This window comes from Actinoplanes sp. ATCC 53533, assembly GCF_003947245.1.
The window spans coordinates 37,747-58,975 of the sequence record NZ_QHHV01000115.1; the positions used below are offsets into that span (position 1 = coordinate 37,747).

The 21,229-nt window shown below is 71.1% G+C and carries 23 protein-coding genes; 10 read left to right on the forward strand and 13 right to left on the reverse strand.

The window, feature by feature from the left end; genetic code table 11:
* Positions 1-7: 7 nt before the first annotated feature.
* Positions 8-691 (reverse strand): NADPH-dependent F420 reductase, encoded by a 684-nt coding sequence (locus tag DMB66_RS33550; RefSeq protein ID WP_125808136.1) that lies wholly within the window; start codon positions 689-691, stop codon positions 8-10.
* A gap of 3 nt (positions 692-694) precedes the next feature.
* Positions 695-1,726, reverse strand: a complete 1,032-nt coding sequence (locus DMB66_RS33555; protein WP_125808137.1) for an LLM class flavin-dependent oxidoreductase — start codon at positions 1,724-1,726, stop codon at positions 695-697.
* Positions 1,727-1,799: 73 nt separating this feature from the next.
* On the opposite strand from DMB66_RS33555, the gene DMB66_RS33560 reads away from it, so the two are divergent.
* Entirely contained in the window at positions 1,800-2,309 is a 510-nt protein-coding gene (locus DMB66_RS33560; RefSeq protein WP_125808138.1) for a MarR family winged helix-turn-helix transcriptional regulator, read from the forward strand.
* Between the two features lie 100 nt (positions 2,310-2,409).
* On the opposite strand, the gene DMB66_RS33565 is transcribed toward DMB66_RS33560, so the two are convergent.
* From DMB66_RS33565 to DMB66_RS33590, 6 genes are all read right to left on the reverse strand, one after another.
* A complete protein-coding gene (locus DMB66_RS33565) occupies positions 2,410-3,318 on the reverse strand; it encodes an intradiol ring-cleavage dioxygenase (protein ID WP_125808139.1) in 909 nt (302 codons plus the stop codon).
* 179 nt (positions 3,319-3,497) lie between these two features.
* Positions 3,498-6,869 carry a CARDB domain-containing protein gene (locus DMB66_RS33570; protein WP_125808140.1) on the reverse strand — a complete coding sequence of 1,124 codons (3,372 nt, stop codon included), beginning with the start codon at positions 6,867-6,869 and terminating at the stop codon, positions 3,498-3,500.
* Positions 6,870-7,238: 369 nt separating this feature from the next.
* Positions 7,239-8,672, reverse strand: a complete 1,434-nt coding sequence (locus DMB66_RS33575; protein ID WP_125808141.1) for a serine/threonine-protein kinase — start codon at positions 8,670-8,672, stop codon at positions 7,239-7,241.
* Between the two features lie 169 nt (positions 8,673-8,841).
* Positions 8,842-9,216, reverse strand: coding sequence for a nuclear transport factor 2 family protein (locus DMB66_RS33580; RefSeq protein ID WP_125808142.1), 375 nt, complete (start codon positions 9,214-9,216; stop codon positions 8,842-8,844).
* A gap of 35 nt (positions 9,217-9,251) precedes the next feature.
* Positions 9,252-10,421, reverse strand: coding sequence for a serine hydrolase (locus DMB66_RS33585; protein ID WP_125808143.1), 1,170 nt, complete (start codon positions 10,419-10,421; stop codon positions 9,252-9,254).
* A gap of 33 nt (positions 10,422-10,454) precedes the next feature.
* Positions 10,455-11,450 (reverse strand): zinc-binding alcohol dehydrogenase family protein, encoded by a 996-nt coding sequence (locus tag DMB66_RS33590; RefSeq protein WP_233625031.1) that lies wholly within the window; start codon positions 11,448-11,450, stop codon positions 10,455-10,457.
* A gap of 74 nt (positions 11,451-11,524) precedes the next feature.
* On the opposite strand from DMB66_RS33590, the gene DMB66_RS33595 reads away from it, so the two are divergent.
* Both DMB66_RS33595 and DMB66_RS33600 read left to right on the forward strand, forming a co-directional pair.
* A complete protein-coding gene (locus tag DMB66_RS33595; RefSeq protein WP_199752772.1) occupies positions 11,525-11,914 on the forward strand; it encodes a helix-turn-helix domain-containing protein in 390 nt (129 codons plus the stop codon).
* Entirely contained in the window at positions 11,911-12,378 is a 468-nt protein-coding gene (locus DMB66_RS33600; RefSeq protein ID WP_125808144.1) for a hypothetical protein, read from the forward strand. Before DMB66_RS33595 ends, DMB66_RS33600 begins: the two co-directional genes overlap by 4 nt.
* Before the next feature lie 128 nt (positions 12,379-12,506).
* Here DMB66_RS33600 and DMB66_RS33605 read toward each other — a convergent pair whose 3' ends face one another.
* Complete coding sequence (locus tag DMB66_RS33605; RefSeq protein ID WP_125808145.1) at positions 12,507-13,454, reverse strand: GlxA family transcriptional regulator; 948 nt, start codon at positions 13,452-13,454, stop codon at positions 12,507-12,509.
* A gap of 96 nt (positions 13,455-13,550) precedes the next feature.
* Here DMB66_RS33605 and DMB66_RS66110 point away from each other — a divergent pair, with 96 nt between their 5' ends.
* The 3 genes from DMB66_RS66110 to DMB66_RS33620 all read left to right on the forward strand — a co-directional run bounded on the left by DMB66_RS66110 (position 13,551) and on the right by DMB66_RS33620 (position 15,531).
* The gene (locus tag DMB66_RS66110) at positions 13,551-14,192 is read left to right on the forward strand and encodes a protease (protein WP_125808146.1); all 642 of its coding nucleotides are present in this window, start codon (positions 13,551-13,553) and stop codon (positions 14,190-14,192) included.
* Positions 14,193-14,194: 2 nt separating this feature from the next.
* The gene (locus DMB66_RS33615) at positions 14,195-14,491 is read left to right on the forward strand and encodes a DUF3817 domain-containing protein (protein ID WP_125808168.1); all 297 of its coding nucleotides are present in this window, start codon (positions 14,195-14,197) and stop codon (positions 14,489-14,491) included.
* A gap of 314 nt (positions 14,492-14,805) precedes the next feature.
* Entirely contained in the window at positions 14,806-15,531 is a 726-nt protein-coding gene (locus DMB66_RS33620) for a VOC family protein (protein ID WP_125808147.1), read from the forward strand.
* Between the two features lie 117 nt (positions 15,532-15,648).
* On the opposite strand, the gene DMB66_RS33625 is transcribed toward DMB66_RS33620, so the two are convergent.
* On the reverse strand, positions 15,649-15,981 hold the full coding sequence (locus DMB66_RS33625) for a helix-turn-helix domain-containing protein (RefSeq protein WP_125808148.1): 333 nt from the start codon (positions 15,979-15,981) through the stop codon (positions 15,649-15,651).
* Positions 15,982-16,058: 77 nt separating this feature from the next.
* Here DMB66_RS33625 and DMB66_RS33630 point away from each other — a divergent pair, with 77 nt between their 5' ends.
* Positions 16,059-16,961 (forward strand): alpha/beta hydrolase, encoded by a 903-nt coding sequence (locus tag DMB66_RS33630; RefSeq protein WP_125808149.1) that lies wholly within the window; start codon positions 16,059-16,061, stop codon positions 16,959-16,961.
* On the opposite strand, the gene DMB66_RS33635 is transcribed toward DMB66_RS33630, so the two are convergent.
* Positions 16,876-17,337, reverse strand: a complete 462-nt coding sequence (locus DMB66_RS33635) for a VanZ family protein (RefSeq protein WP_125808150.1) — start codon at positions 17,335-17,337, stop codon at positions 16,876-16,878. The genes DMB66_RS33630 and DMB66_RS33635 overlap by 86 nt on opposite strands.
* A 68-nt stretch (positions 17,338-17,405) precedes the next feature.
* Here DMB66_RS33635 and DMB66_RS33640 point away from each other — a divergent pair, with 68 nt between their 5' ends.
* Together DMB66_RS33640 and DMB66_RS33645 are read left to right on the forward strand one after the other, a co-directional pair.
* Positions 17,406-18,041 (forward strand): TetR/AcrR family transcriptional regulator, encoded by a 636-nt coding sequence (locus DMB66_RS33640; protein ID WP_233625032.1) that lies wholly within the window; start codon positions 17,406-17,408, stop codon positions 18,039-18,041.
* 89 nt (positions 18,042-18,130) lie between these two features.
* Positions 18,131-19,660 carry an MDR family MFS transporter gene (locus tag DMB66_RS33645; RefSeq protein ID WP_199752775.1) on the forward strand — a complete coding sequence of 510 codons (1,530 nt, stop codon included), beginning with the start codon at positions 18,131-18,133 and terminating at the stop codon, positions 19,658-19,660.
* Positions 19,661-19,742: 82 nt separating this feature from the next.
* Here the strand turns inward: DMB66_RS33645 and DMB66_RS33650 are convergent, their stop codons facing one another.
* Both DMB66_RS33650 and DMB66_RS33655 read right to left on the reverse strand, forming a co-directional pair.
* Complete coding sequence (locus tag DMB66_RS33650; protein ID WP_125808152.1) at positions 19,743-20,099, reverse strand: STAS domain-containing protein; 357 nt, start codon at positions 20,097-20,099, stop codon at positions 19,743-19,745.
* 263 nt (positions 20,100-20,362) lie between these two features.
* Positions 20,363-20,704: a hypothetical protein gene (locus DMB66_RS33655; RefSeq protein WP_125808153.1), complete on the reverse strand. Its 342-nt coding sequence runs from the start codon at positions 20,702-20,704 to the stop codon at positions 20,363-20,365.
* Between the two features lie 316 nt (positions 20,705-21,020).
* Between DMB66_RS33655 and DMB66_RS33660 the strand changes: the two genes are divergently transcribed.
* Positions 21,021-21,227 carry a hypothetical protein gene (locus DMB66_RS33660; RefSeq protein WP_125808154.1) on the forward strand — a complete coding sequence of 69 codons (207 nt, stop codon included), beginning with the start codon at positions 21,021-21,023 and terminating at the stop codon, positions 21,225-21,227.
* The last annotated feature ends 2 nt before the right edge of the window (positions 21,228-21,229 follow it).

A 21,229-nucleotide genomic window follows, 5' to 3' on the forward strand; every position in this document is an offset into this window, starting at 1 on the left:
TCTAACTTTAGCGATACAGGGCACGGGCCTCGGCGACGATGCGGCCGCGTTCCGAGGCGGGAAAGCGGTCGAGCATGGCGTTGACCTCGGTGGCGACGGTGTTCGCGCCGAACAGTTCGGTGCCGGGCTCCATGCGTACGCCGTCGGCGAGCGTCGCGGCGATGACCGGGTCGAAGCCGAGGGCGTCGACGAGAGCCGCGACCGCGGCGACGTCGCCCGGGTCGTCACCGGCGACCGCGATCGCCTTGCGCCCGGCTGATCCGGCGGGCCGCGCCCCCTCCTCAAGATCGTGGTAGCCCATGTGGTTGAACGCCTTGACGACCCGGGACCCGGGCAGGAACGCCTGGACGATCTCGCTGGAGGAGGTGCGCGGGTCGGTGAGGTCGTCGCGGACGCCGTCGACCTCCCACCAGTAGTTCATGGCGTCGACGACGAGCTTGCCGCGTAGCGCGTTCACCGGAATCGTGCGGTGTTTGCCGAGCGGGAGGGCGAGGATGACGATGTCCGCCCGCCCGGCGGCCTCGGCCGCGGTCACCGCGACCGCGCCCGGCGTGAGGATCTCGACGATGAGAGAGATCTTCGACGGGTCGCCGGAGCCGGCGACCAGGACGCGATAGCCGGCCGCCACGGCGAGCCGGGCCAGCACGGTGCCGACCTTGCCGGCGCCGAGGATGCCGATCGTGGTGGTCATCGCTCAGCCCGCCAGGATGTCGTGGACCATGGGCATCACCTTGGTGCCGAACAGTTCGACGGTGCGCATCCGGGCGCTGACCGGCTGGGCGCCGACGGTGTAGATGAGGTCGAAGCGGCCGGCGCCGAGGGTTTGGACGGCCTTGGCGATCTTGCGGGCGACCGTCTCGGGTGAGCCGATGTACAGCGAGCCGTGGGCGACGTCGGCGTCGAACTGCGAGCGCTGCAGTGGGGGCCAGCCGCGTAGCGCGCCGATCCGGTCCCAGATCACCTTGTGGGCCGGGTAGAACAGTTCTTTGGCCTCGTCGTCGGTGTCGGCGATAAAGCCCGGCGAGTGCATGCCGACCGGGTGTGCGTGGGTGCCGAGTTGGTCGGCGGCCCGGCGATAGAGATCGACGTAGGGTGCGAAGCGTTCCGGTGAGCCGCTGATGATGGCGAGCATGAGTGGCAGCCCGTATTTCGCGGTGCGTACCACTGACTGTGGGGAGCCGCCGACGCCGATCCAGGTGTCCAGGCGCCCGGATTCGGTCTTGGGGAACACGTCGGCGTTGTCGAGTGCGGCGCGGGTGGTGCCGGTCCAGGTGACGGGTTTCTCGTCGAGCAGTTTCACGAACAGTTCGGCTTTCTCCTCGAACAGCACGTCGTAGTCGCTCAGGTCGTAGCCGAACAGGGGGAAGGACTCGGTGAACGAGCCGCGTCCCAGGATCACCTGGGCGCGGCCGTGTGAGATCGCGTCCACGGTCGCGAAGCGCTGGAAGACGCGGACCGGGTCGTCGGAGCTCAGCACGGTCACCCCGGAGGCCAGCTTGATGCGTGAGGTGCGGGCGGCGATCGCGGCCAGCACGGTCTCCGGGGTGGAGATCGAGTATTCCGGGCGATGGTGTTCGCCGAGCGCGATGACGTCGACGCCGAGCTGATCGGCGAGCACGGCCTCCTCGACGACCTGCCGGATCGCCGCGGCGTGCGAGACCGGCACGCCGGTGTCATCTACCGGTACGTCGCCGAAGGTGTCGAGACCCAGCACGAGATCGGTCATGGCACTGCCCTTCAAATAATTGACGTGTCACTCATATATAGTTGACGTGTCAAACGCAGAAGGGTGGGCCGTTATGCCCGGCAGCCGGAAGCTTCCCAGCCGCGGCGAGTTGCGCACGTGGCGTGAGTTCATCGAGACCACCGAGGCACTTCGCGGGATGCTCTCGGCGCGCCTGCACAGCGACTCCGGGCTCTCGCCGGGTGACTATGCCGTGCTCCTGGCGCTGAGTGAGGCCACCGGAGGCCGGATACGTTCGTCCGAGCTGGCCGCGCGCATCAGTTGGGAACGCAGCCGGCTCTCCCACCACCTCGGCCGGATGGAGCGGCGGCAGCTGATCCGGCGCGAGGAGTGCGCCACCGACAACCGGGGCGCGGAGGTCGTGCTGGAGCCGGCCGGCGCCGAGGCCTTCCGCGGGGCCACGGTCCCGCACCTGCGGGCTATCCGGGAGCTGTTCGTCGACGCCCTCACCCCCGAACAACTCGCGGCCGCTGGCGAGATCGCCGCCGCCCTGCGGGACCGGGTGCGACGGCCGCCACCAGGTCGCGGCCAGCACGGCGAGGAAGACGGCGGGGTCCACCGGTAGGCGACGGAAACGGGGCCCTGCCGCAGTAGGTCCACAAAGGGCCGTCCCGCCCGCCGACCCGAGGGCACGGGGGTCGGCGGGCGGGACGGGGCCGGTGCGGTTACTTGCCGTTCTGGTCCGCGTCGGCGGACATGACGATCGCGCTGACGTAGCCGTTCGCGTCCTTGGTGACCTTCATCAGCATGCTGTCCACGAAGATCGTGTCGTTGGCGTTCGTCGTGTCCCGGCCGGTGTGCGTGTTGTACGGCGCCGCGGCGAAGACCTCGTCGTTGAGCTTCTCGTCGAACATCATCTGAGTGGTCAGCACCCGGTCGTTGTTCACGTGCACCATCGCGTGGATGTGCACGGTGCGCCCCCGGTACCAGCCCGGCCAGATCGTCGTGAACTGCACGATCCCGTCCGCGTTCGTCACCTGGGCGCCACGCAGGTAGCGCTTGTCGTCGGTCGGCACGAGGTCCGCCGCGGCCTGGTTGGCGCCCCCGGGTCCGCCGGAGGGTGGCGTGCCGCCGGGCCCACCCGGTCCGCCCGAGGGAGGTGGGCCGCCGGGTCCGCCGGGTCCGCCGGACGGCGGGGCACCACCGGGTACGCCGCCACCACCCTGGGACGCCGACTCGGCACCGGAATAGAGCCCGGCGGCATCGCAGTGCCAGATCTCGACGACGGCGTTGGTCAGCGGCTTGCAGGCCTCGCTGTCCATCACCTTGATCGCGACGACGAGCTGCGTGCCCTGCCGGTCCTCGCGAATGTCGCTGCGGATCTTGTCAGCGTCGAAGTAGTACGGCCCCTGGGTCACCGCGGGGCTGAGGGTGCAGGTGTTCGTGCCCTCGAACAGTGACGTCAGATCGGCCGACGTGGTCGCCTGCGGCGTGACCGAGGCGCCGGTCGACGTGGTCACGGCCGTCGGCTGGTCGCTGCTGCAGGCAGCCAGCAGCGAACCGAGCCCGACCGAGCTGATCCCGGCGAAGATCGCTCGCCGGCTGACCCGCTGCCCTTCATGGTGATCGAACATCTCGTCCTTTCCGCAGAGAACCGCCCAAAACTCGCAGCGTAAGACGGACGAAACGTATGAGTGGCGCTTATCAACCGGCTATCGCGCGGCTGTGCGCCAGCTGTGGATGCCTGTCAGGTATGAACCGCCGCGCAGCCGGAGGGCCCCGGCGCTCCGGCCGAGGCCCTTGCTGACAATGGCTAGCCGCCCGCGATCGTGAACTGCGAGCCCGGCTGGATCACGACGTCGCCGTCGGCCGAATTCGTGATGGTCACGTTCGACAGGGTCGCGTTTCCTCGGGCGCCGCTCATGGCCAGGATGCCCGCGCCGTTGTTCGACTTGTCGATGGTGACGCCGGTGATTGCGACGTTCGGCATGTTGCCGCCGCCGTTCTTGAACTGGATGCCGTCATACGTCGAGTCGGCGATGTCCGTATCGCGGATCGTGACACCCGTGATGTCCTTCGTGGACGGGAACAGGGTGATCGCGCCGAACTCCTGGTCCTCGTTCCAGAAGGCGCCGCCCGTGCGGTACAGGCCGTTGTTGGCGATCAGCGTGGTGCCCGAGAACGGCAGCGGGCTGTGATCGGTCGCCAGCATGATGCCCGGGTAGTTCATCGTGTCGTAGACGAGGTTGTTCTCGATCGAGTTGTTGTAGCCGCCGTAGATCGCCACGCCGTTGGCGCGCCAGGTCAGCTGGATCGTGTTGTTCAGGAAGTGGTTGTCGTGGGCGATGTCCACCGCCTGGTCCTTCACGTACGGGTTGGCCCAGACCGCCAGCGAGTCGTCGCCGGTGGTGCGGAACGACGAGTTGAAGACCTTCGAGTTCCGCGTACCGTTGGAGAAGTTGATCCCGTCCGCGTAGGTGTTGCGGATCCGCATGCCGGAGAATTCCAGGCCGTCGCCCGGGTTCCAGTAGGCCGGGGTGTCCGAGTAGTCGCGGCCGACCCACGCGCCGACGTTGACGTGTTCGATCCAGACGTTGCTGATCTTCGTGTTCTTGCCGAACCGGCCGTTGAGGCCGTGGCCCCGGTTGGCCCGGTTCGTGGTCATGCCGAAGATCGCGAGGTCGGAGATCTGGGTGTTGTCGTCGATGTCGAAGCCGACGTTGCCCTCGTGCGGATGGTTGATGTTGCCCGTGACGTTCTGCGGCTCGGTGTCGGTGTAGAGCCGCGAGTGCCACATGCCCGCGCCGCGGATCACCACGTTGCGGATGCCCCGCTGGTTGTACTGGCCGCGGGCCGGGTCCGGCGAGAGGATCTTCTGCTCCTGGCGCCACTGCCCCGCCGGGATCCAGACGCAGCTGATCACGCCGTTCTGGTCGTCGGTCACCGCCCGCTGGAGCGCGGCCGAGTCGTCGACACCGTCGTTCGGCACCGCGCCGTAGGTGGTGATCGAGGTGCAGTCGGCCGGCTTGCTCGCCGCCGGGGCCACCTGCTCCAGGTCGATGAGGTCGACGATGTAGAACGCCGCGTTGTCGCCCGCGTCCCGCTGCAGCTTGAACTTCGTGCCGGCCGGGTACGACTGCGCGAGCAGCGCCTGCGATTCGTCGAAGAGCCGGCGGGCGTCGGCCGACGGCGAGTTTGACAGCGACTCGGTGTCGTCGGTCGTGCCGTAGAGCCAGCTGTTCCGCGACGACAGCGTCAGCTTCTGCGCGAACGTGTCGTTCACATACAGGCTCAGGCTCGCCGTCTGACCGCCACCGCCCGGCGCGTCCGGGATGGAGTTGCGCACCACGATCGAGTTGGCCTGGTTGGTCGAGGTGAACTCGACGAACTGGCCCGTGCCGGTCAGCCGCACCGACCTGCGACCCGAGGACTCGGTGGCGAAGTTGGTGTGCCCGAACGTCCGCAGCGCGTCCGCCTCCAGCAGCGTGCCCTGGTAGCGGGCGGCCTCGGCCTCGTACTCGACGTACGGCACGGCGGCGCCGCGGCCGACGACGATCGACCGGGCGAGCGTGTTGTTGTTCTCATTGGTCTCCGCGACCGCGTTCGTCGCGTCCGCCGTGCCGGTCAGGGTGGCACCGCCGCTGGTCGCGGTCCAGGTGCCGCTGACCGCGACGGTCGCGGTGGCGCCCGCCGCGATCGCCGCGGTGGTGCCGTTCAGCGTGCTGCCGCCCACCACCAGGCGGGTGGTGGACGCGCCGGCGCCGGAGGTGCCGCGGTTGTGGACCGCGACGCTGAATGAGACCGCCGCGCCGACGGCCGGGTTCGCCGGGTTCGAGGTGATGCCGGCGACCTCCAGGTCCGGGCCGGGCGCCTGCCCGACCACCAGTTGGGTGGCCGAGGTGAAGGTGTTGTTGCCTTCGTTCTGCTCGGCGACCGTGTTGGCCGGGTCGGCCACCGCCGCCACGCTGTAGCTGCCCATCGGCTGCGCCCCGACGTTCGCGGAGACCGTGGCCGACGCGCCGGCGGCGAGCGCGCCCACCGGGGCACTGCCCACGACGGTGCCGCCCAGCCGGAAGTCCACCTTGGTCGCGGCGGCGGCCGCGGTGCCCTGGTTTCGCACCGTGGAAGCGAGGGTGACCGGGGACGCCTCGTTCGGCGCCGCGGGCGTCCAGGTCGCCGCGGTGACGACCAGGTCCGGGTTGGGCGCCCAGCCGCCGAACACCTGCAGGTCGGCGACCTGCCCGCCGGGCGCGCCGGTGTTGCTGAAGATCTGCAGTCGCAGATCCGCGGCGCGGCCGGCGACCGGGATGGTGACCGAGTTCTGGTTGGTCGCCGGATTGAAGACGTAATCGGCCCGGGCCTTCAGCGAGACGAATTCGGTGGCGGCCTGGGCGCGGCCGAGGACCTGGATGCTTTGGGTACGCGTACCCCAGATCGGGTCGGGGTTGAGCTTGACCACGACCGCGGTGACATCGGCGTCGGAGCCGAGCCGCACGGTCAGCGACGCCGGGAAGCCGTTGGACTCCCAGTAACTGGTCGGGCTGCTGTCGTTGGCGTTGCCGGGCACGAACGCGAAGACCGACGACGACGCCTCGATCGGCTTGCCGCCCGCCAGGTTCGTGCCGGTCGGCGGGTCACCCGGATCGCCGGGGTCCTCGCCGCCCGCCACGCCGTAGACCTCCAGTTCGGACAGTTGCGCCGCGGGCCAGCCGGTGTTGCCGGTGATGGTCACCCGCAGATACCGGGCGGTCGACGCGGAGAAGTTGATCGTCACGGTATTGGCCGCGGCCGGATCGAAGATCCGTCCGGCCGAGCCGGACAGGACGGCGAAGCTGCTGCCGTCGGTGCTGCCCTGCACGCTGAGTGTCTGGGTACGCGCGCCCCACGCGGTCGCGGGCGGCAGCCTCAGGACCACTTGATCAACCGCGACGCCGCCGCCGAGGTCGACCTGCACCCACTGCGGGAACGCGTTGGCCGGGCCCTCCCAATAGGTCTGTGCGTTGCCGTCGGTGACGTTGGCCGCGGTGTAGGGCCCGTTGGCGCCGCTGGCCGAGGCCGGCTTGCCGACGGAGAGGTTGGGACCGCCGGCCGCGAGGGCGGGCGTGGGGACGAGCGCGGCGGCGACGACCAGGCCGGCCGCGAAGAGGCTGCTGAACAGCCGTCTTCTGAGCTGCTTCCGTTTCATGGCGTCCTTGTTCTGTGAGAACGACAGAGGGATGACCGCGCATTGAGGGGAAGGGCGGATGAACGACTGCCACGATATTTCGGCCTGCTCCACGGAAATTACGTGGTGTCTGCCAAGTTCTTGCGGCGCGGGGCATTCAATGTTTCAGATATGTCACTGGTTCGTCAACGCCCGAAACACCTGTGACGCGCGGCGAGCCGCGCCTTGGGCGCGTTCGACTACGGCGCGTGGGGAACCAGCCATGGCCCGCCGTCCTGCGGCAGCCGGGCAACGCGGCAACGCCGCGAGGCGGCGAGGCGGCGAGGCCGCGCGGCGGTGATGCGGCACGGCGGCGAGGCGGCGAGGGTCAGGGTTTCGAGGCGGAGGCGGTCACAACGGCAGGGTGACCACCGTCGGCACGCCCGCGACACAGGTCACCGTCATCCGGATGCGGCTCGCGGGCTTCTTGAAGACGATCACCGCGGCGACCGCGGGCCCCTGATTGACCCTCTGCACGACGTACGGGTCCGTCGGCGTCCACGACACCAACTCGGCCCGGCCGGCGACGCAGCGCGCGTCGATCGTTCCGCCGCGAGACGTGAAAGTCCGCACGTCGGCGATCGGCTCCGCCGGGGTCGGCTCGGTCGTCGGGTTCGGCCCCGTCGCGGGCACGGTTGGCTCGCCGGTCTCGGCGGGCGGCGGCGAAACGGCGGCGGAGGAGGAGGCCGCCACGGACGGGACAGCACGGCTCCGGTCGGGCGCGACGGCCGCCGGCTGGGTCGGTGTCGCGGCCGGTCCGCCCGGGGCCGCACCGGTCGCCGATCGCCCGGAGATCAACGGAGGCGCGGAGGTCGCCACGTCGGCGCCGTTCCCGGCCCCCTCCGGCAGGAACAGCCACAGCAGGACGGCTGCGGCGACCGCTGCCGCGATCCCGCCGAGGACCAGGCGCTTCCGCGGCCGGATCGGGGCGACCGACTCGGCCGGCGACGGCAACGGCGACGGCGGCTTCAGCACGGCGGCCCGGGCCAGGGTCATGGCCACCTGCGCCGCGCTCGGCCGCTCCGCCGGCTCCTTGCGCAGACACCGGTTGACCAGGTCGGCGACCTGCGGCGGGACCTCGCTCAGCCGGGGCAGCGGCGCCGGCTCGACGTAGACGTGCGCGGACAGCATCTGCGTCGTGCTGTCGACGGTCCACGGCGACTCGCCCGCCAGCAGCCGGTACATCAGCACCCCGAGCGCGTACACGTCGGAAGCGGGCTCCACCGGGCCGCCGGTGAGCCGCTCCGGCGCCAGGTAGGCGGGCGTGCCGAACAGCGCGGCCTCGGGATCGGCCGGCCCGGCGACCGCGGCCAGGCCGAAGTCGACGACCTTCGCGCCCTCCTGGGTGACCATGACGTTGCCCGGCTTGATGTCGCGGTGCACCAGACCGTCGGCGTGGGCGGCGGCCAGCGCCGCCGCCACCTGGCCGCAGATCCGGAAGATCTGCGCCGGCGGGATCAGCCCGGACTGCATCCGCTGCTGCAGCGTGATGCCGTGGACGAGCTCCATGACCACGTACGGGACCGGGCGCCCGTGCTCGTCGGACTCGCCGTAGTCGTAGACCTGGGCGATGTTGGGGTGTGACAGCGTGGCGGCGGCGCGGGCCTCGTCCCGGATCCGGGCGCGGGACTGCGCGTCCCCGGCATACCGGCCGGCGAGCACCTTGACCGCCACCGAGCGGCCGAGCACCTCGTCGCGGGCGTGCCAGACGACGGCCATGCCGCCCCGGCCGAGCTCGTCCAGCAGCGTGTAGCGGCCGCCGAGCATCTGCTGCTGAACCTCCATCCGAGGCAGTCTGCCTGCAAAGACGCAGATTCGCACAGTGCTCCGCCGATAAGCGCGGCTCACGTTGCCTCGCGCCGGTGACAGAGCGCTCAAATCGGAAAGTGAGCGGCTGATCACTAGGAAAACTTGCAGATGAGGAGAATATTCACGTACGACCCGTCCGCGCGGCCTACTCGGGCTTCGGCTGCGGGTGTTTCATCCACCACTCGGTGAACTGCCGGGCCTGACCAAGATTGTCCAGCCGCAGCACCCACATGTTGCTGTACGTCCGGGGTGGCTCGCGGTAGACCGTGGTGGCCTCGATGACGGCGAGATCCTCGGTGACGATGATCGGGTGCCACTCGAAGGTCGCATCCCCCGGCTCGTCGCGCCGCCGCAGCCACTGCGCCACGATCTCGTCCCGGCCGAGCCAGGGCTTGGCGAACGGCTCGGTGAAATATGCCGCGTCGTCGGCGAACAGCCCGCCGATGTGCTCGGGGTCGTTGGACTCCCACGCTCGCCGGTAGTTTCGCACCCAGGCGGTGACGGCGTCGAGGCTGGTCATGGCGTCTCCCCTTCCGCGGGAACCACGTCGTCAGCCTACCGAGCCGGCTCGGCATAGGCCGACTGCTGAAACTCGGTCAGGGCCCCGCTCCACAGGAAGTCGCTGACCTGGGTCAGCGCGATGGCGGTCAGCTCCTCGTGCGGGTCGTTGAGCCAGGTCGTGCCGTAGCCGCCGGACCAGCCGTAGCCACCCGGCAGGACGGCGGGTGGCTGCGGAGTCACGGTCACGGCCATGCCGAGGCCCCAGCCGCTGCCGCCCAGGAACATGCCGCCGCTGGCGATCTGCTCCGGGGTGAGCCGGTTGGTCGTCATCAGCTCGACGGACTGCTCCGACAGCAGGCGGGTGCCGCCGTGCACGCCGCGCCGCAGCAGCATGCGCGCGAACGCGTGGAACTCGTCCACGGTGGACACGAGGCCACCCGAGCCCGACGGGAAGACCGGCGGGTCGCTCCAGTCGCTGGTCGGCTGCTCGGTGAGCTTGCCGGTCGCGGAGTCGGTCATGAGGTGGACCGGGAGCTGCGCGGCCCGCTCGGCCGGCAGCCAGAAGCCGGTCTCGGCCATGCCCAGCGGCTCGAACAGCCGCTCGCGCAGCAGCTCACCGAGCGGCCGCCGGGCCGCCCGGGCGAGCAGCACGCCGAGGATCTGGGTGCCGGTGTTGTATTGCCAGCGATCGCCGGGCTGATACATCAGCGGGAGGGTGCCGAAGCGCCGGACCCACTCGTCGGGGGTGTGCGGCGTGCGTGGATAGGGCGACCCGAGCTCCAGGTGCAGCTCCTGGGCGGCCGCGACGATCGGGAAGGGCGGGTCGATGGTCGGCTCGAGGAGGGTGCCGAAGCCGTTTCGGAAGCTCAGCAGGTCTTCCACCGTCACCGGCCGGCGCGCCGGGACGGTCTCCGCCAGCGGGCCGTCGACGCGGGCGAGCACCCGCTGGCCGGCCAGCTCGGGCAGCACCTTGTGGACCGGCTCCTCAAGGTCGATCACGTCGTCTTCGACCAGGATCATCGTGGCGGCCGCGAGGATCGGCTTGGTCATCGACGCGATCCGGAAGATCGTGTCGCGGCGCATCGGCACGCCGCCGTCGAACGCCGTCGCGCCGATCGCCTCGACCCGGACGTCGTCGCCGCGCGCGACGAGCGTGACTATGCCGGGGAACTCGCCACGCTCGACCCGCGCCGCCATCGTCTGCCGCACCGAAGAGGTCTGCATGACCGACACCCTGCCATTCGGGGCCGACAAAAATCAGAACCCGGCGACGACCGTCTTGCCGATCGCCGAGCCGCGCTCGACGATGCCGTGCGCCCGGCGCAGGTTGGCGGCGTTGACGCCGTCGATCCGCTCGGTCAGTGTGGTGTGCAGCACACCCTTGTCGACCAGTTCGGCGGCCTGCCGCAGGATGTCGTGCTGCGCGGTGCTCGCCGGGTCGAACAGCGCGCGGGTGAACATCAGCTCCCAGTGCCAGGCGATGCTCTTGGACTTCAGCGGCCGCAGATCCAGCCCCGCGGGCTCGTCGATCGCCACGATCGCCCCGAACGGGCGCACGATCCGCGCGAACGTGTCGACCATCCCGGCGGAGTGCGGGGAGAAGACGTAGTCGACACCGTCGGGCAGCGCCGCCGCCAGGTCCTCGTGGTGGTTGACCACCCGGTGCGCGCCGCGGTCGAGGACATACCGCTGCGACTCGGGGCGCGAGGCCGTACCGATGATCTCGAGGTCGGTGCGGCTTCGGGCGAGCTGGACCAGGATCGAGCCGACGCCGCCAGCCGCGCCGAGGACGAGCAGGGTGCCCGTGCTCGTGTCGGTGAGCCGGAGCCGGTCGAAGAGCGCCTCCCAGGCGGTCAGGGTGGTCAGCGGCAGGGCGGCGGCCGCGGCGAAGTCCAGCGACGCGGGCTTGGGGCCGGTGATCCGCTCGTCGACCAGGTGGAACTGCGCGTTCGTGCCGGAACGGGCGATCGAACCCGCGTACCAGACCTCGTCGCCGGGCCGGAAGAGGGTGACCGCGTCGCCCACCGCGACCACGACGCCGGCCGCGTCGTACCCGAGGATCTTGGGTTTCCCGCCCGGGTCGCTGTTCGCCCGGACCTTGACGTCGACCGGGTTGACCGAGACGGCCTCGACCCGGACCAGCAGATCGTGCTCGCCGGGCACCGGCACCGGCAGCTCGAGGTCGACCAGGCTCGCCGGGTCGGAGATCGGGAGATTCCTGCGGTAGCCCACCGCGCGCATGAGTTCAGCCATGTCAACGACGCTATGCCTGAGACCCTAGTTACCGTCAACGGATACTGGTTTCCGATGGGAACTACGATGGCCCGATGGCGACCACCTCCTGCGGCAAGCCGCACGACGTCTACGCGGCCGCGTGTCCGTGCCGCGACATGCTGGATCTGCTGGCCAACAAGTGGAGCGCGCTGGCGCTGGGAGCGCTGGAGGACGGCCCGCGCCGGTTCGGCGTCATCCGCACGAAGCTCGAAGGGGTGAGCCCGAAGGTGCTCACCGCCACCCTGCGCCGGCTCGAGGAGCACGGCCTGATCGACCGCACGGTCTACCCCGCGGTGCCGCTGCACGTCGAATATTCGCTGACCGACCTGGGCAGGGACGCGTGCGAGCCGCTGGCGCTGCTGAGGCACTGGGTGGTCGACAACATCGACCGCTTCCCGGGCTCCGCGGTCTTGTCGGACCCCCGGGCTAACGTCGGCTCGTGACCAATCAGTGGCGGCACCTGCCCGCACCCGCACGGCCGATCGCCGCGGCCACCGACGCCGCGGTCGTGGCCGCGCGCGACCACGACACCGAGGCGCTGACCTCGGCGATCGGCGAGCTGGCCGCGCAGGATCAGGCCCAGGTGGGCCTGATCCTGGGCACGACGGTGCGGCTGCTGCTGGAGCTGACGCACCCGGACGGCCTGGACGGCGACGACATCCGCACGGTCCTGGAGCAGAGCGTCCGGTCGGCGGCCGCGTGGCAGCCCGAGGTGGATCCGCACGTCGTGCTGGTCCTGCTGGCGGGCGCGCTGGGCGTGCACGACGACGAGGAGCCGGCGCTGAAACCGGAGGCGCTGGCCCGGCATTCGACGCTGCTGATCGCCCACCTGCTCGGCGCGCGGGCGCTGCCGGAGCTGATGACGATGGCGCTCGGCGAGATCGAGAGAGCCCAGCTCAATGACTAGGGTGCGGGGTCATGCCGCCGGCCCGATCCCGCTGACCCTCGCCGTCTTGTCGCAGGCCGAGGCCTGGCGAGCCATCGCCTTGGCGAGAGCCGGGCCTGCCGGTCACTGACCGGGCCTTCTCCGGTGGCTCAGCGGGTCGAGCGGAAGGCGTGCCGGTAGGCGTGCGGGCTGGTGCCGACGATCTGCTTGAAGCGCTCGCGGAAGGCGGTCGGTGAGCCGAAGCCGACCCGCTCGCCGATCCGGTCCACCCCCTCGGCGGTGCTCTCCAGCAGGTGCTGGGCCTGCCGGACCCGGGCGCGGTGCAGCCACCGCAGCGGTGTCGTCCCGGTCTGCTCCCGGAAGCGACGATTGAGCGTGCGGGTGCTCATCCCCGCGTGCGCCGCGATGTCGGCCATGGTCAGGTCGCGTCCGGCGCTCTCGCCGAGCCAGCGCAGCAGGGGCTCCATCGTGGAGCCCAGCGGCGCCGGTGGCTGCTCCGGCACGACAAACTGCGCCTGTCCGCCCTCGCGTTCCAGCGGCATGACGGAGAGCCGGGCCGCGTCGGCGGCCACCGCCGAGCCGTGGTCCCGGCGGATCAGGTGCAGGCAGAGGTCGAGCCCGGCGGCCGCGCCGGCCGAGGTCAGGAACTGCCCGTTGTCCACGTAGAGCACATCCGGGTCGACGTCGACCGCCGGAAACCGCTCGGCGAGCCGGGCGGCGGCCAGCCAGTGGGTGGTCGCCCGCCGCCCGTCCAGCAGCCCGGTCGCGGCGAGCACGAACGCGCCGACGCAGATGGAGGCGATCCGGGTGCCGCGCCCCGCGGCCGAGCGCAGCCGGGCCACCACCTCCTCCGGTACGTGCGCGGCGGGGTCGGCGAGCCCCGGCAGGATGATCGTGTCGGCAGTGTCGAGCGCCTCCAGCCCCCACGGCGCCCGCAACACGAAGGCGCCGGCGTCGACCTCCGGAGCCACGGCGCAGACACGCACCTCGTAGGCGGCGGCACCGCCGGCCAGCCGGGTCCGGGCGAAGACCTCCAGGGGTGTCGAGAGGTCGAAGGCGATGACCCCGTCGAGCGCGAGCACGGCCACGATGTGCATGACCGGGAAGCCTAACGCAGGCCTGGCGAGATTCCGTTGGGATATGGCATTCCAGCCACTGTGCGCCGGTCGCCGGCCCGCATAGCGTCATCGACCGTGACAAAATTGCTCCTGTCGATCCACGTCCTGGCCGCGATCGTCGCCATCGGGCCGGTGACGGTGGCGGCCAGCATGTTCCCGGCCGCGACCCGGCGCGCCCTGGCCGAGCCGGCAGACCCCCGCGGTGTGGCCGTCCTGCGGAATCTGCACCGGATCTGCCGGGTCTACGCGGCCCTCGGCGTGCTGGTCCCGGTCTTCGGCCTGGCCACCGCCCGCAGCCTGGACGTCCTGGGCGACGCCTGGCTGATCACCTCGATCATCGTGACGGTCGGCGCGGCCGCGGTGCTGATCATCCTGGTCCTGCCCGGCCAGGCAGCGATCCTGGCCGACGAACACCTGGCCAACGAACCCCCGACCAACGAACGCCCGACCAACGGGCGCCCGACCGACGAACGCCCAGCCAACGGGCGCCCGGCCGACGAACGCCCGGCCGACGAACGCCCGGCCAGCGAGCACCCGGCCAGCGAGCACCCGGCCAGCGAGCACCCGGCCAGCGGCCCAGGTCGGTCACCCGACGGGGCGATCCGGGGACGGCGGGCGGCGGCCCGGCTCGGAATCGTCACCGGGATCTTCAACCTGCTCTGGGCGGTGGTCGTCGTGTTGATGATCGTCCGGCCGGGCTCGACCACGGGGGCGTGACCATGTCCCTCCGGCTGCTGCGTACCGCCGCGCTGGCCGAGCTCGCCAGCCTGATCCTGCTGCTGGCCAACCTCGCGACGGTGCACTGGGCGCCCGTCGCGGCGCTGCTCGGACCGGTGCACGGAGGCGCGTACCTGCTCGTGATCGGGGCGACCGTGCAGGTGACCGGGGATCTGCGCAGCCGGCTCACGGCGGTCGTGCCGGGGGTCGGCGGGCTTCTCGTCCTGCGCCGGCTGCGGCGTCGTCCGGGTCCCGGCCGCGAGGACGGGGATGTATCGATGAGCGCCACGGGTCGTTGAGCACTTCGGCGGCGGTACCTCGCCGGCGCCGAAAGCCCGCTCGACAGGAGCTCGCCATGGCCAGACAACGACCGGTCCCGCCCGGTGGCAGGAAGTCGGCGAACGCCCGGGACCTACCGGCCAACCCGGCACGCCAAGAGGCCGCGCCGCCCGGCCCCCGCCGGCCGTCCTCGGGAGACCCGTCCGACCCACGCCCCATCGCGGCCCCGTTCACGCAACACCCGGCCCCTGTCCCCCGGCCCGGTCCGGACCACCAGCCGGTCGATCCCGCAGCGGCCGGCGCGACGCCACCAGCCCGGACTCCCGGTCGGCCGATGCCGGGTCCGCGGCGCACGCCGCCGGCGGAGGAAGCGGCTCTGGCGGCGGCCCACCCCGGCCCGTCGGCTGCCGAGCCGCTCGACCCGCCCGCCGGGGGACCTACCGCTGCGCCGGCAGCGTCGGCCGGCCCGACCCCGCGCCCGAGACCGACGTCCGCCGCAGTACCGATACCGCAGGCGGACCCGGGCCGGACGTTCGCCGATAGACCCGGCCGATCCAACTCGCATCCCACCGAGCCGGGCCAGGCCCACGGCGGCAACCAGCGCACCTTCGGCCCGGCCCCCGCTCACCGGCCCGGGACCGCCGGTGTCGCCGGGGCGCCGACGCCCCGCCCGCTGCTGGTCAACCCGATGCTGCCCGGCCTGCAACTGCAGCCGATGGTGCACGTCGACGACATGGCCTCGGCAGTCGACTTCTACGAGAAGCTGGGCGGGGAGGTCAACCACGGCGACCGGGACGGCGATTGGGTGCTGATGCAGGTCGGCACCGCCCAGATCGGCCTGGTCACCCGGCCGCCGGACGCCTCGCGCGGTGAGAGCACGGTCGAGCTGAACTTCACCGCGACGATGCCGCTCGCCCGGCTCGAGCGGATGCTGCGTGAGCGCGGCGTCACCGTCGTCGAGGTGGCCACGGACCGTGATCTCGGCACCCGACTGCACGTCGAAACGCCCGAGGGGATGCCGATCAAGATCCACCAGGTCGAGCCGGACCTGATGGTCTGACCAGCGCCGACGCCCGGCCCGCGGTGGCATGGCATGACCAGCGCCGACGCCCGGCCGCAGCGGCATGACCAGCGCCGACGCCTGACCCGCGGGGGCATGGCGGGCGACGCGTCCGGTTCAGGCGGAGGTCTGCGCCAGCGCCCAGCCGCAGATCGCGGCCAGTGGCTCTTCGAGCGTCCGGCCCAGCGGGGTGAGGGCGTACTCGACGTGCTGCGGCGGCTCCTCCTTCAGGACCCGCCGCTCCACCAGGCCGTCCGCGGCCATCGCGCGCAGCGTCTCGGTGAGCACCTTCTGCGTGATTCCCGGCAGCCTGCGGCGCAGCGCTGCCGGGCGCTGCGGCCCGGCCAGCAACGCGTAGATCAGCAGGACCCGCCACTTCGCCGCGAGGCGTTCGAGGGCCTGCCTCGTCGCGCAGGACTCCTCGAGCACGTCCGGGATCACCAGCGTCATCGTCCGTACCCCCGAGCCCGATGGGCACCGCGAAGTGCCTTCTTTGCAGCGACCTGCGCCGAGCCTAGCGTCGACGTGTGGACGACATTCGTACCGAAGAGGTCAGCTTCACCAGTGAGGGTCTCACCCTGCGCGGCACCCTGCGCGTCCCGGCCGGCGCGGACGGCAGCGCGGTCGCGCTGACCGGGCCGTTCACCAGCGTCCGCGAGCAGGTCACCGGCTTGTACGCCGACCGGCTGGCGCGGGCGGGCCTGGTCACGCTCGCCTTCGACCATCGTGGTTTCGGCGCCAGCGCGGGGCGCCGCGGGCACGAGGACACCCAGGGCAAGCTCGCCGACCTGCGGTCGGCCGTGAGCCTGCTGCGGTCGCGGTCCGAAGTGGACGCGGAACGGATCGGCCTGGTGGGCATCTGCCTGGGCGGAGGGTACGCGGTCAGCGCCGCCGCCACCGATCCCCGGGTACGCGCGGTCGCCGGGATCGCCGGCGCCTACAACAGCCCGGCCTGGTTCGCCCGCGACCCGGCCGGCTACCGCGCCGGGCTCCGGGGCTTCATCGACTCCTACGACGACTTCCTGCCGGCCGTGGCGCCGGGAGGCGGCGAGGCGGCGATGGCCGGCGACGAGCCGTGGTCCTACTACGGCACTGCCCGCTCCACCGCCGCTAGCTGGGAGAACAGGGTGACCCGCGGGTCCCTGCACGCCCTGCTGACCTTCGACGCACTCGGCCGGGCGGCCCTGCTCGCCGAGACGCCGCTGCTGATCGTGCACGGCCGCAAGGACGACTACTGCAGTCCCGAACTGGCCACCCGGATGCACGACGAGACCCCCGGCGACAGGGAGATCGTCTGGCTGGACGCCGGGCAGCACATCGACCTGTACGACCGGGAGCCGTACGTCAGCCAGGCGGTATCGGCGACGGCGAGCTTCCTGCGCCGTACCTTGCGCGGTGCTGCCGTGACGGGACCGCCAGCCGCAGGATGAGCAGCCCGAGCAACGCTCCGGCGGGGTTGGCGATCAGGTCGTTGACGTCGACGGTGCGGCGGCTGCCCAGTGTCAGCCCGAGCGTGAGCTGGGTCAGTTCGATGGCCAGGCTCGCCACGACCGCGTGCGCGGCGAGCCGGCGGACCGCGTCCAGGGCCGGCCGGAGCAGCGGGAGCAGCACGCCCAGCGGAATGAACATGATGACGTTGAGCACGAAGCTGGGCGCGTCGACGTCGCCGGGAATCCAGCGCAGCACCGTCCACCACGGCTCGCCGGCCCAGTAGTCGGCGGGCCGCACCCGGATCGGGAAGACGGTGATGGCGACGACGCTCACGGCATACAGGAAAAAGATCGTGACCGTCAGCCGCCGCACCATGATCCGCCAACGGTAGACGACGGATAAAAAGATTGCAGTGGCTGCAAGTTAGGCCGTAGCTTGTCGCGGTGATCGACGTCGAGCCCGTGCCCCCGCGACGGGAGCCTGGTCGCCGGGATCGCAAGAAGCAGCAGACCCGCGAGGCGTTGATCGCCGCGGCGCTGCACCTGGTCGACGAGCGCGGCCTGGAACGGGTCACCGTCGAGGAGATCAGCGCGGCTGTCGACGTCTCCCCGCGCACGTTCTTCAACTACTTCGCCGGCAAGGACGACCCGCTGATCGGTGATCCCCTGGTGGAGCCCCAGGAGATGCGCGATCGGCTCGCCGCCGTTCCGGCGGAGACCCCGATCATCGCCGCGCTGCTGCTGGCGCTCGCACCGGCGATCGCGCAGCTGCAGGCCGACCGGGAGGTGTGGTTGATCCGGATGCGGGTGATCGAGCGGAACCCGGCCCTGCTGCCGACCCTGATGGCCCGCGGCGCCGCCGCCGAGCGGGAGTTCGTCGCGGCGCTCGCCGAGCGCACCGCGACCGCGCCCACCTCGGCGTTTCCGCAGGTGGTGGCCGCTGTCACCGCGGCCGCCCTGCGCGTGGCGATGATGCGCTGGTGCGCGGCCGACGGCGTGCGACCCCTTACCGAGCTAGTGCACGAGGCCTTCGGCGTGCTCGCCACCGGCCTGGCCGCCCCTACGAACGAGGAAGTCTGATGCCGCCCGAAAAGGAACCCGACACCGCCGCGACCCAGTTGGAAGCCGAGGTAGCCGACGACCCGGTGCCCGCGGAAAGTGCGGGGAAGATGTCGCACGGCGAGGTCATCCAGGCCCTGTCCGGCCTGATGCTCGGCATGTTCGTGGCGATCCTGGCCTCGACCGTCGTGTCGAACGCCCTGCCGCGGATCATCGCCGACCTGGGCGGCACCCAGTCCGTCTACACCTGGATCGTCACCACCGAGTTGCTGGCCATGACGGCGACCGTGCCGCTGTGGGGCAAGATGGCCGATCTCTACAGCAAGAAACTCCTGATCCAGCTCTCCCTCGGCCTGTTCGTGGCGGGCTCGCTCATCGCCGGCTTCACGCCGAACGTCGAGATGCTGATCTTCAGCCGGGTGGTGCAGGGCATCGGCGCGGGCGGCATGACCGCGCTCGCGATGATCGTCATGGCGGCGATGATCCCGCCCCGCGAGTTGGGCCGCTACTCCGGCATGTTCGGTGCCGTGTTCGGCGTCGCGACCATCGCCGGCCCGCTGATCGGCGGCCTGCTGGTGGACACCTCCTGGCTGGGCTGGCGGTGGTGCTTCTTCATCGGCGTGCCGTTCTCGGTCGCCGCGATCCTGCTGCTGCAGCGCACCCTGCACCTGCCGAACGTGCGCCGCGCGGTCACCATCGACTGGCTGGGCGCGGCACTGATCACGGCCGGCGTCTGCGACCTGCTGATCTGGTCCACTCTGGCCGGTAACCAGTTCGCCTGGGGATCCTGGGAGACGGCGGCCTTCGTGGCCGGTGGCGTGGTCCTGCTCGGCCTCGCCGTTCTGGTCGAGTCCAGGGCGGCCGAGCCGATCATCCCGCTGTCCATCTTCGCCAACCGCACGGTCTCGCTCACCATCGTCGCCAGCGTGCTGGTCGGCGTGGCGATGTTCGGCGGCACGGTCTTCCTGTCGCAGTACTTCCAGATCTCGCTCGGCAAGTCACCGACCGTGGCCGGGCTGATGAGCCTGCCGCTCATCTTCGGCCTGCTGGTGTCCTCGACGGTCGCCGGCCAGCTCATCACCAAGTACGGCCGGTGGAAGGCCTACCTGGTCGGAGGCGCGGCGGTGATGACCGGCGGCATGCTGCTGCTGAGCACGATCAACGCGGGCACCAGCGTGCTGACGCTGTCGCTGTACATGGTCGTCCTGGGGGTGGGCGTCGGCATGCTGATGCAGAACCTGGTGCTGGCCGCGCAGAACGACGTGCCGGCGCAGGAGCTCGGCGCGACCACCTCCGCGCTGACGTTCTTCCGCAGCATGGGCGGCGCGATCGGGGTCAGCGCGCTGGGCGCGGTGCTGGCCAGCCGGGTCACCACGCTGATGGCCGAGCGATTCGGGCCGGCCGCGGGCGGCGACGGCACCGCGACGGTGCCGGACCTGACGACCCTGCCGCCGCCGGTGCGGGCCATCGTCGCCGACGTCTACGGCCAGGCAACCGCCGAGCTGTTCCTGGTCGGCGGCCCGATCGCCGCGCTGGCCGTGGTGGCCGTCCTGTTCATCAGGGAGAAGCCACTGCACACGACCAGCGGCGACGAGCGCCGCGCCCAGGAGGAGGCCGCCGCGGGCGTGCCCGTGCACTGAGACATCCATGGAGAAGAGGCCCCTCGAAGGGCCTCTTCTTCATGCGTGTCACCCGAACGGGTGACCCCCAGCAGGGGCGGGATCAGCTGGGGCGCAGGCCGACCGAGGTGCGCGGGGACGGCGGCTCGGCGCAGCCCAGCAGGCCGACCAGGCCGGAGATCCACAGCTGGCGGTAGACCGTCGGGCTGGGATGGCTCACCACCAGCTTGACGCCGCTGGCGGCAGCCGTGTGGAAGCAGGCCACCAGGATGCCGATGCCGATGCTGTCGATCAACATCACCCGTTGGAGGTCGAGATCGATCTTCCCGGGTGTGGAGGTGGTTAGCACGTCATTGACCGCGTCGCGCATCACATGCGCATTGTCGAGATCGATCTCGCCGCTGGGCGCGATCTCGACGGTGCTATCGGCCAACTGGCGAGTGGTGATCGGCAGATACACAGCTGCCCTCTTTCCTGGGCGTCGTGCGGACGACGCCACCTCCGCGCGGGGGATCTGCGCTGACCAGCTGCGCAGCGCGGCGCCTCACCCAGGCGCCGTCCGGATACCGCGTCCAACAACAGTCCGCTGGTCTGCAAGTTACGCCAGGTAGGCGCGGAACGCCAGAGTAGTTCATATGGCCAGAATGTGCTGGATCGGTCACCGTTTGACGTGCGCGTTGACGCCAGCCCGGACCGACGTGATCCAACTCGGACCAGGAGCGGCTATTCGCCGGGGTCGTGGCGGCGTCGGGGGCGTGGCAGCCCCTCGATTATCCGGGGCGCGTCGGCGGTCTCGCCGAACAGGTATCCCCGCGTCGGCACCCACTCCCGCCAGGGCCCGAGCCGCGGTGGCACCGCGGCGGCCACCCCGTCGCCGACGCCCTGCAGGGCGCGCAGATATTCCAGCACCCGGGCCGCCGACACGCTGCCTTCCAGAGCCATGCTCAGCATCACCCGGGCGTCCTGGTCGAGCACGAGATCCCGGCCGCGCAAGAGGGCGGCCAGCCCCGCCAGCACCTGTACGACCTCACTCGCGTCCCGCTCGGCGTCCGGCAGGCTGCTCACCTCTGCACTTCCCAGCGATCGATCATCTGTCACGTTCCCCTCGCGCCGCGTGCCGCGAGTCGCCGCCGGCGGCCCACACATCGAGCGGTCCCCGCCGGACCACTCACACACGCGCCAACGCAGAAATGTATTCGTCTCACTACACACCGTCCATCCGATGCGCGCGACCATTGTCCGAATCACGCTCGCTTGGAGGGTGAAGTCCTTGATCGTCCCATTTATCGCGGGAAGGAGTGGGCGGAAGAGCCTGGGCAACCCGGGGGATGCCGGAGTAGGAAGAGGGTGGACGCATCAGGGCACCCACCGTGGAGGAGCCATGACCGACGAGAACCACCCGACGCCGGACGACGATCCGGCGGGCACGCGCGCGAGGCCGGTGTTCCGGACCGGGGCCGAGCAGGAATGGGAGCCCATCGACCTGGCGCTGGCCCAGGGCCGCGACCCGACGCCGGAAAACATCGAACGAGCCCGCCGGGAGCTGGAGCGCGACGGCGCCGCGGCCATCGAGCGCGTCGTCCCCTGACC

Bases quoted from the DNA above. Each gene is read 5' to 3' on its own strand.
- DMB66_RS33605 (WP_125808145.1), bottom strand. From the start codon at position 13,454: ATGCACATCGTGGCCGTGCTCGCGCTCGACGGGGTCATCGCCTTCGAC.
- DMB66_RS33660 (WP_125808154.1), top strand. From the start codon at position 21,021: ATGACCGACGAGAACCACCCGACGCCGGACGACGATCCGGCGGGCACG.
- DMB66_RS33595 (WP_199752772.1), top strand. From the start codon at position 11,525: ATGGCGACCACCTCCTGCGGCAAGCCGCACGACGTCTACGCGGCCGCG.
- DMB66_RS33575 (WP_125808141.1), bottom strand. From the start codon at position 8,672: ATGGAGGTTCAGCAGCAGATGCTCGGCGGCCGCTACACGCTGCTGGAC.
- DMB66_RS33625 (WP_125808148.1), bottom strand. From the start codon at position 15,981: ATGACGCTGGTGATCCCGGACGTGCTCGAGGAGTCCTGCGCGACGAGG.
- DMB66_RS33570 (WP_125808140.1), bottom strand. From the start codon at position 6,869: ATGAAACGGAAGCAGCTCAGAAGACGGCTGTTCAGCAGCCTCTTCGCG.
- DMB66_RS33615 (WP_125808168.1), top strand. From the start codon at position 14,195: ATGTCCCTCCGGCTGCTGCGTACCGCCGCGCTGGCCGAGCTCGCCAGC.
- DMB66_RS33580 (WP_125808142.1), bottom strand. From the start codon at position 9,216: ATGACCAGCCTCGACGCCGTCACCGCCTGGGTGCGAAACTACCGGCGA.
- DMB66_RS33620 (WP_125808147.1), top strand. From the start codon at position 14,806: ATGCCGGGTCCGCGGCGCACGCCGCCGGCGGAGGAAGCGGCTCTGGCG.
- DMB66_RS33550 (WP_125808136.1), bottom strand. From the start codon at position 691: ATGACCACCACGATCGGCATCCTCGGCGCCGGCAAGGTCGGCACCGTG.
- DMB66_RS33590 (WP_233625031.1), bottom strand. From the start codon at position 11,450: ATGGCTGAACTCATGCGCGCGGTGGGCTACCGCAGGAATCTCCCGATC.
- DMB66_RS33555 (WP_125808137.1), bottom strand. From the start codon at position 1,726: ATGACCGATCTCGTGCTGGGTCTCGACACCTTCGGCGACGTACCGGTA.
- DMB66_RS33645 (WP_199752775.1), top strand. From the start codon at position 18,131: ATGTCGCACGGCGAGGTCATCCAGGCCCTGTCCGGCCTGATGCTCGGC.
- DMB66_RS33585 (WP_125808143.1), bottom strand. From the start codon at position 10,421: ATGCAGACCTCTTCGGTGCGGCAGACGATGGCGGCGCGGGTCGAGCGT.
- DMB66_RS33560 (WP_125808138.1), top strand. From the start codon at position 1,800: ATGCCCGGCAGCCGGAAGCTTCCCAGCCGCGGCGAGTTGCGCACGTGG.
- DMB66_RS33565 (WP_125808139.1), bottom strand. From the start codon at position 3,318: ATGTTCGATCACCATGAAGGGCAGCGGGTCAGCCGGCGAGCGATCTTC.
- DMB66_RS33635 (WP_125808150.1), bottom strand. From the start codon at position 17,337: ATGGTGCGGCGGCTGACGGTCACGATCTTTTTCCTGTATGCCGTGAGC.